This window comes from Chamaesiphon sp. GL140_3_metabinner_50 (assembly GCF_025361915.1).
Taxonomy (GTDB): domain Bacteria; phylum Cyanobacteriota; class Cyanobacteriia; order Cyanobacteriales; family Chamaesiphonaceae; genus Chamaesiphon.
Genome location: NZ_JANYJC010000044.1, coordinates 1 through 10,689 on the forward strand (window position 1 = coordinate 1; position 10,689 = coordinate 10,689).

At 46.7% G+C, this 10,689-nt stretch carries 4 protein-coding genes; all 4 read left to right on the top strand.

The window, feature by feature from the left end; genetic code table 11:
• Positions 1–32 precede the first annotated feature (32 nt).
• The 4 genes from Q0R35_RS02205 to Q0R35_RS02220 all read left to right on the top strand — a co-directional run bounded on the left by Q0R35_RS02205 (position 33) and on the right by Q0R35_RS02220 (position 10,609).
• Positions 33–7,856 (top strand): PAS domain S-box protein, encoded by a 7,824-nt coding sequence (locus Q0R35_RS02205; RefSeq protein WP_295614020.1) that lies wholly within the window; start codon positions 33–35, stop codon positions 7,854–7,856.
• Between the two features lie 399 nt (positions 7,857–8,255).
• Positions 8,256–9,779 carry a response regulator gene (locus tag Q0R35_RS02210; RefSeq protein WP_295614022.1) on the top strand — a complete coding sequence of 508 codons (1,524 nt, stop codon included), beginning with the start codon at positions 8,256–8,258 and terminating at the stop codon, positions 9,777–9,779.
• A gap of 231 nt (positions 9,780–10,010) precedes the next feature.
• Complete coding sequence (locus Q0R35_RS02215) at positions 10,011–10,265, top strand: (2Fe-2S) ferredoxin domain-containing protein (RefSeq protein ID WP_295614024.1); 255 nt, start codon at positions 10,011–10,013, stop codon at positions 10,263–10,265.
• The gene (locus tag Q0R35_RS02220; RefSeq protein ID WP_295614026.1) at positions 10,262–10,609 is read left to right on the top strand and encodes a DUF952 domain-containing protein; all 348 of its coding nucleotides are present in this window, start codon (positions 10,262–10,264) and stop codon (positions 10,607–10,609) included. The genes Q0R35_RS02215 and Q0R35_RS02220 overlap by 4 nt, the downstream gene beginning before the upstream one ends.
• Positions 10,610–10,689: the final 80 nt, after the last annotated feature.

A 10,689-nucleotide genomic window follows, 5' to 3' on the forward strand; every position in this document is an offset into this window, starting at 1 on the left:
CAAAAAAGGCGGAAGATCGCTATCAGAGCGCATTGGGGCTTAAATACGATTTAGAACTATGTCAGGAATTGTGGCAAACAACGGGGACGGTGGCTGAGTTTAAATTAGGCGCGCGGGATCTGAGCGATCGGTTTACAATTCCAGAGCGATTGTATGGGCGAGAATTTGAAGTTAAAACGTTACTTAATGCCTGCGATCGCGTTGCTAATGGCAATAATGAATTAGTATTGGTGGCGGGATCTTCGGGAATTGGGAAAACTGCTCTTATTAACGAGCTGCACAAACCGATTACCCGTCAGCACGGCTACTTTATTGCAGGTAAATTCGACCAGTTCAATCGGAATATTCCCCTGTCGGGATTCGTCCGCGCGTTTAGAGATTTAATCCGACAATTAACCAGTGAAAGCGACAGCCAATTAGCCGATTGGCGCGATTTAATTTTGACAGCAGTGGGCGAACATGGGCGGGTATTAATTGAAGTAATTCCCGAATTAGAGCGAATTATTGGCACTCAACCGCCTACGATCGAACTAGCGGGAATTGCCGCCCAGCAACGGTTTAATTGGGTGTTTCAAAAATTTGTCGAAGTATTTACTACCGCAGCGCATCCATTGACGATCTTTTTAGATGACTTGCAGTGGGCGGATTCGGCTTCTTTAGAATCGATCGAACTGTTGATGTCAGGTAAAGGCTATTTACTGATTTTAGGAGCGTATCGAGATAATGAAGTTTCGCCCGCTCATCCATTAATGTTGACGATCGAACGGTTGCAACAAGCTCGTAAAATTGTTTGCACGATCGCCTTAACATCGCTAAATTTCGACGATACCAATAGTTTAGTCGCCGATACATTACATTGCTCGATCGCCAGCGCGCAACCCCTGACTGAATTAATCGATCTTAAAACCCAAGGTAATCCCTTTTTTGCGACGCAGTTTCTCAAAGCTCTACATCAAGATGGCGAAATTTGGTTTAACCCCGAAGGTTACTGGGAATGCGAGATCGCAAGTATTCAGGCGTTGGCACTCAGCGATGATATCGTCGAATTTATGGCAGCGCAACTCCAAAAATTGCCACCCCAAACTCAGCACCTGCTCGAATTAGCCGCCTGTATCGGCGATAAATTCGATTTAGAGACACTCGCGATCGTCTCTCAACAGTCGCCGTTAAGCGTCGCCACCGCCCTCTGGAACGCCTTACAAGCAGGCTCCATCCTCCCCACCAACCAAATCTATAAATTCTGGCAATCCGAAACCCCCAGGTGGTTGAGCGGAGCCGAAACCACACCCCCACTCCTTACTCCTTACTCCTTACTCCTTACTCCTTACTCCTCACTCCCCTCTACCTACCGCTTTTTACACGATCGAGTCCAACAAGCCGCATATTCGCTGATTCCAGAGCACCAGCAACAGCAAACGCATTTGCAAATCGGACGGTTATTGCTGACAAATACGCCCGCCGCGCAACGTGGAGAACGGTTATTTGAGATTGTCAATCATCTGAATCTGGCGATTTGTGCGATCGAATTGTCAGAAGTTAGCGGATCTGCTGGACTGGCGGAGCGGGAGCTGCTGGTACGACTCAATCTCGATGCGGCGCGCAAAGCTAGAGCGGCAAATGCTTATGCGGCTGCCTTTGACTATGCCCAAATCGGTGTAGATTTGGTAGGTGAATTAGGCTGGACGCATCAATATCAATTGACATTAGCCGTACATGAAACGCTGGCGGAAGCGGCTTTTCTCAATGGCGATTTTGAAGCAGTGCCCCTACTCGCAAAAGTGGTCTTAGAGCGGGCAAAAACACCGCTCGATCGCGTGAAAACTTATGAAACGATCGTTCAATGTCATACGCTCCAAAAGCAGTATCAGGAGTCGATCGCGCGCGGATTAGAAATTCTCCAGCAATTGGGTTTTAATTTTTCATCCAAACCGAATAAGTTAACTCTCGGTAAAGCGATTGTGACCACTCAAGCAGCATTGTGGGGTAGATCGCCTGAAAGTTTAGTAAATTTACCAAATATTATCGCTCCCGAAAAGACAGCCCCATTAAAGATTTTAAATCTATTAATGATGCCAGCTTTTTTATGTTCGCAAGAGTTGATGGTGGTATTTATTACTGCTGGTATTCAGTTTACGTTAAGACATGGAAATAGCCCCTGGTCATCAATTTTTTATTCGACGTATGGCATTGTGCTGGCGAGTTTGGGTAACTTTAACCAAAGCTATCAAATGGGTAAGTTGGCAGCCGTTTTAAACGATAAGTTCGACGAGCAATCGGTGACAGCGCAGGTAAATGGCTCTGTTGCCTGGTTTTGCCAACCTTGGCGCGAACATCTCCGCAATAGTAGCCCACTGATGGCAGCATGTATTAAGGGTTGTTTTGATAGTGGCAATTTAACGGCTTTGGGTTTGAGTTACTGTGTCGATATCATTATCGATTTTAATTTAGGCATACCCCTAGATAAAATTGTTGCTAAGATAGCGATCGCCCAAAGCGTTGTCGATCGATCTCCAGATTTCAGCCAGCAGTTGCTCTCCATCTCTCATCACATTATTAGAAATTTACGAGAAATCGCTACGCCACCGACAATACTAGCTAATAGTATCGAGGATGAAGTAGCCTTAATCGATCGACTCAAACAGACAAAAGAAGCCTCTGCACTCTCAACGATCTATGCTGGGAAAACTTTTTTAGCCTATACATTTGAAGATATTCCGAATGCCTTAGTTTATGCCGACGCGCAGTTACCTTACGAACATGCAGATTCTAATTGTTATTCAATTACGACACTCTGGATGTTCGATGCGCTGACTCGATTAGCTGCTTATCCTCATAGTAATAAACGAGTCCAAACTCAACTAATCAATCGGATTAAATGTACGCAACGCAAGTTATTAAAATGCGCGCGGTTGACACCAGTTAACTTTCAACATAAATACGATCTGGTTGAAGCTGAAAGATGTCGGGTAGCAGGTAATTTTACCAAGGCGATCGAATTATACGATCGAGCGATATCTGGAGCTAAAACTAACGAATTTTTGAGCGAAGAAGCCTTAGCTTTAGAACTGGCTGCTAAATTCTATTTAGGATGGGGTAAACCCAAAATTGCGGCTACCTACATGCAGGATGCTTACTACTGCTATGCCAAATGGGGAGCCACCGCCAAAATTAATGACCTAGAACGCCGCTACCCCCAATTACTCGCGCCGATTTTGCAATTGTCATTGCAACCAACTACCACAAACTTCCTATCTACCCTCTCAAAAATTACCATTGGTTCCCAAGCAAGCCTTCCCAGCTCCAAGCCGGATACCTTCGACTTAGTATCGGCAATTCAAACCGCTCAAACCTTAGCAAGCATTATCGAATTACCAGAGCTGCTCGAACGATCGTCTCAAGTTTTGTTAGAACATTCTGGTGCCCAAATCTGTATCCACATTTTACGCCAACGGCGGCACGCCACCGAAGAGGACTGGCAAGTTTGTCAAGTATCGCGATCTCCAGATCGGGGCACCCGCAAGCTCGTCCGCACTACGCTCGCGACCTGTGACTACCTCCCTCAAAAACTCATCCACAGCGTTATAAATCGCCCCCAGACGACGATTCTCGACTGGGAGACGATCGATCCCGATTTCCTTGCCGACGAGTACCTCAGCCGCCATCGTCCCCAGAGTGCGATGTGCCTACCGCTGATCGATCGCGGCGAACTTCAGGGGCTAATCTACCTCGAACATCGGGATACAGCGGGGATCTTTGTCCCCAACGCGCCGTTAAATCGACCGAGCCAGCAGCAAATTATCTTAGAATTTCTGGCATCGCAAGCGGCGATTTCTCTTACGAACGTCCAGCTCTACGAATCTGTCGTCCAACGTTCCGCCGCGATCGAAGCATCGTTAGATGGCTTTGCCATTCTCGACAACGATCGATTTATCTATCTCAATCAGAGCCACGCCGATCTGTTCGGTTATACAATTAGCGAACTGCTCGATCGCGATTGGCACTGTCTCTACACTCCCGACCAAATTCAAGCGTTTGAGACTACCGTTTTCCCGGCGGTGAGCCAATTCGGACAATGGCGCGGCGAAGCGATCGCGACTCGGAAAGACGGTACCACCTTTAATGAAGAAGTCACTTTATTTTCACTTGACAACGGACAACTAATCTGCATTTGTCGGGATATTACCGATCGCAAAGGCATGGAATTTGCCCTGCGTCAGTCGGAGCAACGCTATCACCAACTGGTTTCTAATGTCCCAGGCGCGCTCTATCAATTTGAGATAACTGCGGCGGGTCATCCCCAGCTCAATTATGTTAGTGCCAGATTTCCCGAACTATTTGGGGTATCGGCTGAATCTGCTCTGGCAGATATATCAATCTTAGTCGAGCTGGTAGTACCAGCAGATCGATCGATCGAAGCTCGATCGCTCGAAAAGGCGACTAGATTGGGGCGAGAGTGGTCGTGGGAAGGCAGAATCGTCACACCTTCAGGAGAATTAAAATGGATTCGGGGCGAATCTCGTCCGTTCGTCACTCCCGACGGGAGATTTGTCTGGGATGGCATTTTGCGAGATGTGACCACTCGCAAACAAACCGAAATTGCCCTGCGTCAGTCGGAAGAACGCTACCAAAAGTTATCGGACAATATTCCTGGTGTCATCTATCAATTTCGGATCGCGCCCGATGGTAGTCTGAGTTATCCCTACCTGAGTTCGGGCTGTGGGGAACTGTTCCAACTCTCCGCCGCCGCTGGGATGGCTGATGCCCAACGTCTCATCGATCTAGTTCATCCCGAAGATCGTCATTCATTTGAGATGTCGATGGTCGAATCTGCCCGCAAGATGACTCCTCGGTACTGGAAAGGGCGGTTAATGCTTCAGTCGGGCGAGACTAAATGGATCGAATGCAAATCGCGCCCCGAACGCCAGCCCGATGGCGCGATCGTCTGGGATGGCGTGCTGATGGATATTACAGCACAGAAAGCGGCTGAAGATGAGCTGTACAAGAGCCAACAACAAATCAAGGCGTTTATTGATAATTCTCCAGCGGCGATGTATCTCAAAAACTTAGAGGGCTGCTTGCAACTGTGCAATCAAACTTTCGTTAATTTAGTGGGGATCGATGCCCAATCGTGCTTAGGAAAAACAGATGATGCATTTTTCCCATCAGCCATCGCCCAACACATCCGCGAGATCGATCGAGAAATCATCCGATCTGGTACCGCGATTACTTTAGAAGAGACGATCGTCCATCCTGATGGCACAGAGCATATTTATATTTCCAATAAGTTTGTCCTTACTGATGAAATGGGCAAATCTTATGCATTAGGCGGGGTATCGACAGATATTACCGATCTCAAGCAAACAGAAATCGCCCTGCGCCAATCGGAGCAACGCTATCAAAAATTAGCCGATAATATTCCCGGAGCGATTTATCAGTTACGGATGGCTCCCGATGCCAGTTTCAGTTGGCCTTATATTAGCTCTGGCTGCGAGGAGTTATTTGAAATTTCGGCATCAGCGGTAATGGCTGGTAGCAGATGTCCGATCCAGATGGTTCATCCTGACGATTTGCCCAAATTTCAACGCATTATGGCAAAATCGACGCAAAATCTGACACCTAAATTGTGGGAAGGCAGGGTTGTCCTGAATTCTGGCGAAATTAAATGGATTAAATCTGCCTCGCGTCCGGAATTACAATCGGATGGATCGATCGTTTGGGATGGGATGATGCTCGATATTACCGCACAGCAAGCCGCGCTCAGAGAACGCCAACGCCAAGAAAACGCCCTCAAAGCGATCGTCGAATGGAGTGCGATGGGCAAAACTGGTACCGATTTTTATCAGGCATGTACTCAGTACTTAACGGAGAGTTTGGGCGTACGGTATGCATTTGTAGCAACAACAATCGATGATTCTTTAAGCAAGTCGTTAAGGAATTTATTATGGACGGGCACCGAATTTTTACCACCTTATGAGATGGATTTAGCAGGCACTCCCTGTCTGCAAACTTACGAACAGCGATGGGGTATTTTCGAGCGCGATCTTCAATCTTTATTCCCCCAAGCTACAGAGCTGGCAACTTTGGCAGCCGAAAGCTATTTGAGTGTAGTCATCTGCGATTTCGAGGGGAATGTCATGGGTAATCTCGGTATTATCGATACCAAACCTTTACCTCAAGATCTGGCGGCGACTCAATTTATTATGCAACTTTTTGCCGATCGAATTGCCGCTGAAATGCAACGTCATGACGATGAAGATGAACTCCGTAAAAGCCAACAGCAAATCAGAGCATTTATCGATAATTCATCGGCAGCGATGTATCTTAAAGATTTGGAAGGACGCTATCGACTGATGAATCAAACTTGTGTCGAGCTATCTGGCGGCGATTCAGAATTATTCTTGGGAGAAACAGATTTTGCCGTATACCCACCAGAGATTGCCGAACGAATTTACCAGATCGATCGAGAGCTGATTCGATCGGGTGAATCGATTACCATCGAAGACAGAACGATCTCGCTCGATGGTGTGGAACGCACCTATATTACTAATAAATTTGTGTTGTTCGATGATGATGGCAAACCTTATGCATTAGGTGGGGTATCGACAGATATTACCGATCGCAAACATGCCGAAGAACAACTCAATCTTACCAATCAACAGTTAGAATTAGCCAACCAAGAACTGCACCGGGCAACTCGGCTCAAAGATGAATTTTTAGCTACCATGAGTCACGAACTTCGCACGCCTTTAAATGCGATTTTGGGAATGTCAGAAGCTTTGCAAGATCTGGTTTTTGGCGATCTTAACAGCAGCCAACTCAATGCAATTTCGACGATCGATCGAAGTGGGACGCATTTACTATCGCTCATTAACGATATTCTCGATGTCTCTAAAATTGCCGCAGGTAAACTCACACTCAACCCGTCTAAAGTTGCTCTGAGCGAACTATGTCAATCGAGCTTAATCTTGATTGAAAAACAAGCCAGCGATAAGCAGATTCAGATCCTCACTCAGTTATCTGTCGAGCCAGACTGGATTTTAGTTGACGAACGCCGAATGCGTCAGGTATTAATTAATTTACTCAACAATGCTGTTAAATTTACCCCCCACGGTGGGAGCATCAAACTAGCCGTCAGTGTCGAAGCCGCCGCCGTCTGCGATCTCACCGAAGGAGCTTGTTTGTGTTTCTCCGTCAGCGATACCGGAATCGGCATCAGTCAAGCCGATCTCGCCAAACTCTTTCAGCCATTCGTGCAAGTCGATAGCAGTCTCAATCGCAAATATCAGGGCACCGGATTGGGGTTAGTACTCGTCAAACAAATTGTCGAATTACATGGGGGTTATATTAAAATCGATAGTGAAGTAGGCGTTGGTAGCTGCTTTAGCATCATGCTCCCGCAGACTTGTTGGCAGTTTCAACCCCAAAAAATCGCGCCAACTTCCAGCCAAAATTTAATCCCTACCATTACCCATCAACCCAAAACCCGCACGATCTTGCTCGTCGAAAGTAATGAAGTAAATGTCGATACTTTTGTCAGCTATCTTACCGCTAAAGGCGATCGAGTCATTGTCGCAAATACCGGAACAGCCGCAATTTCCATCCTCGAAAACAGCAGCGATCCCAGTCAGCATCCCGACATTATTTTAATAGATCTCCAACTCCCCGACATCGATGGCATCGCCGCGATCTCATATATTCGCCAACACGATCTCACCCAGATTCCCATTATCGCCCTCACCGCCCTGGTCACACCAGGCGAACGCGAAAAATGCTTGGCTGTAGGTGCCGATCGTTATCTCACCAAACCCGTCAAACTCCTAGAACTCCACAACACCATTCAAGAATGTCTGAATTAGTGGAAAGTAGAAAGTGAATGGTGAATAGCTTGCACTGTTGGCGAAGCCTCGCCTTTGGCGATACGACAGCCGTAGCGTAGCGTCTGGAGCCAGGAGAAGTGTGAATAGTGGATAGTTGTTAGGCTTTAGAAGTAATTCCACTCCTTACTTCTTACTCCCTATCCCCTATTCCCTTTTCAAAAGTAAATAAAAGTAACCAAAGATATTTCGGTGTAGCAGATGGGTATACTAAATGGGTAGATGGCAACTTGACACTGGGGAGCTGTTCTGATTTACTTAGCTGCGACTGCCTTAGTGGCTCGCTTAGTCGATCGTTAATACAGTTCCCAGTCTCCTAATGCAGATTCTACCAATTCCCGCTGGTCGCATCTATTGAAATCTTTATATAAATTTATTAGCATGAACGACCGAGATGATTACGATTTGGTAGAATCTGCACCAGCACAGACGATAGAACGCTATGTCGAACAGATCGACAAACTCGATCGGCTGATCCTCATCGCTAGAGCTACCCCATCGATCGAATCAGAAGCGATCGCCACAGAACGACTCGCCCAGGTTTATTTAGAATGGGGTAAAGATAAAGTTGCCGCAATTTATCTGCAAGAGGCATACGATCTTTATACTCAAGCGGGAGTTACTACCAAAACCGACTATCTCGAATACACCTACCCCCAATTAATCGCGCCGCCAGAGCCACCCAACTACTTTACCGACGAATTTATTGCTACCCTCAGCCATGAATTTAGGAACCCGCTCAATGGCATTTTGGGCATGTCAGAGGCATTGCTAGAAGAAGTATTCGGCACCATGAACGAACGCCAACTCAATGCGGTGACGACGATCGATCGCAGTGGCGGATATTTATTGGCACTGATTAACAATATGGTCGATTTGTCGCAACTGCAAGCTGGAAAGCTCGAACTAGATATTACCCAGGTTGCACTCGCCGAACTGTGTAACTTCAGCGTTAATTTTGTCAAACACCACGCTATCCAAAAACAAATCCAGCTCGATCTCGAACTCCCCCCAACGGCTGGCTATATCGCCGTCGATCTTCAGCGGATGCGTCAAGTACTAATCGATCTGCTCGAACGGGCGATCGAAAGCACCCCCGCAGGCGGTAAGGTTAAATTAGCAGTCACCATCCAAAATGCGCATTTTGCTACTGCAACATCGGGAATTCAGTTTTCGGTAAGCGATACTAGCAAAGAAATCTTACCCGAACGTAACGACAAATTAGCCCAAGTTTCGGCAAATACCAGTACTCCCCGGATCGGTTTCGGCTTAATGCTCATTCATCCGATTGTCGAATTACACGGCGGGACGATCGATTTTCAAAGTGCGATCGGCAGCGGTTCGCGCGTGAATATCTGCTTGCCAGATACTTATGAAATTGCCACCCAGACCCTCAATTCACCCTCTACGCAGCCCCATTATAGAGAAAAACAACTTCCAACTCATTCAGTCCCAAATACCTCGGACATCGCCGAATTACCCCTAATCCTGATCGTTGAAGATAACGAACTCAATATCAATACCATCTCTAGCTATCTTACCGCCAAAGGCTATCGCCCGATCGTCGCTGGCGATGGCGAATCGGCGATTGCCATGCTCGAAGGCGGTACCGACGAACCCACCCCAAAATTCCGCCCCGACTTAATTTTGATGGATATTCAAATGCCGGGAATGGACGGATTTGAAGCAATTTCCTGCATCCGCGCTCGATCGGAATTAGCCGATATTCCCATTATCGCCCTCACAGCACTAGCAATGGAAGGCGATCGCGATAAATGTCTAGCCGCCGGAGCCAATGACTATCTCACCAAACCAGTCAAACTCAAGCAACTCAACGCTACCATTCAACAATTTTTGACTGCTAAGTTCGATAATAGTAGTTTGTCTGGGGATTTGTGGGGGTAGAGATGGGAGGTTGGAGATGGGAGATGGGAGATCGGAGATGGGAGTAAGAAGTAAGAAGTAAGGAGTAAGGAGTAATAACTAAGAAGTAAGAAGTAATAGGGACGCTTGCGTCTTTTATGTTTTTATTCATTTTCCCTCCTCTCTTCTCCCATCTCTCTTGAAAAGGTGCCCCAAGTGAAGCACTTTTCGATCCCATCTCCCATCTCCCATCTCCGTACTCCCATCTCCCCCATGACAGATCGATCGTCAGAACCAACTTGCATTCTTATCTGTCTAAATCGGACTTGTCGCAAACAGGGTGCGGCGGAGGTTTTGGCGGCTTTTAGACAGCTCGACAATTCACCTAATATTACTTACGAAGGCTGCGGTTGCTTGGGAAACTGTGGCAATGGGCCGATGGTACTCGTTTTACCTGCCAGAATATGGTACTATCGCGTTCGTCCTCAAGATGCAGCCAACATCGTCACCGCCATCGTTCCTGAATGAATACTATCTTACATATTACCCGCCGCGATCGATGGGAAGCAGCCAAAAATCTTGGTACTTACAGTAGCGAAACATTAGCTACCGAAGGATTTATCCACTGCTCTACTCTCGCTCAAGTTATCGGCTCGGCAAATCGGTTTTTTAAGCACCAAACAGATTTAGTGATTCTGGTAATCGAAATCGCTAAAGTCACACCAGAAATTCGTTACGAAGGTGCCGATCCAAATAATTTATTTCCACATATATACGGCGAACTAAACATCGACGCAGTAACCCAAGTCATCGATCTCGAAACCAACCCAGACAACTCATTCATCATGCCCAAAGAATTAGTTGAAAGTTGACACTTAGGCTCACTTCGGTTACGCTCAGTGCAAGCCGATCGGTGCAAGAATTTTAAATTTTAAAGTTAAAAAATAAGCTA

Bases quoted from the DNA above. Each gene is read 5' to 3' on its own strand.
- Q0R35_RS02215 (WP_295614024.1), top strand. From the start codon at position 10,011: ATGACAGATCGATCGTCAGAACCAACTTGCATTCTTATCTGTCTAAAT.
- Q0R35_RS02220 (WP_295614026.1), top strand. From the start codon at position 10,262: ATGAATACTATCTTACATATTACCCGCCGCGATCGATGGGAAGCAGCC.
- Q0R35_RS02210 (WP_295614022.1), top strand. From the start codon at position 8,256: ATGAACGACCGAGATGATTACGATTTGGTAGAATCTGCACCAGCACAG.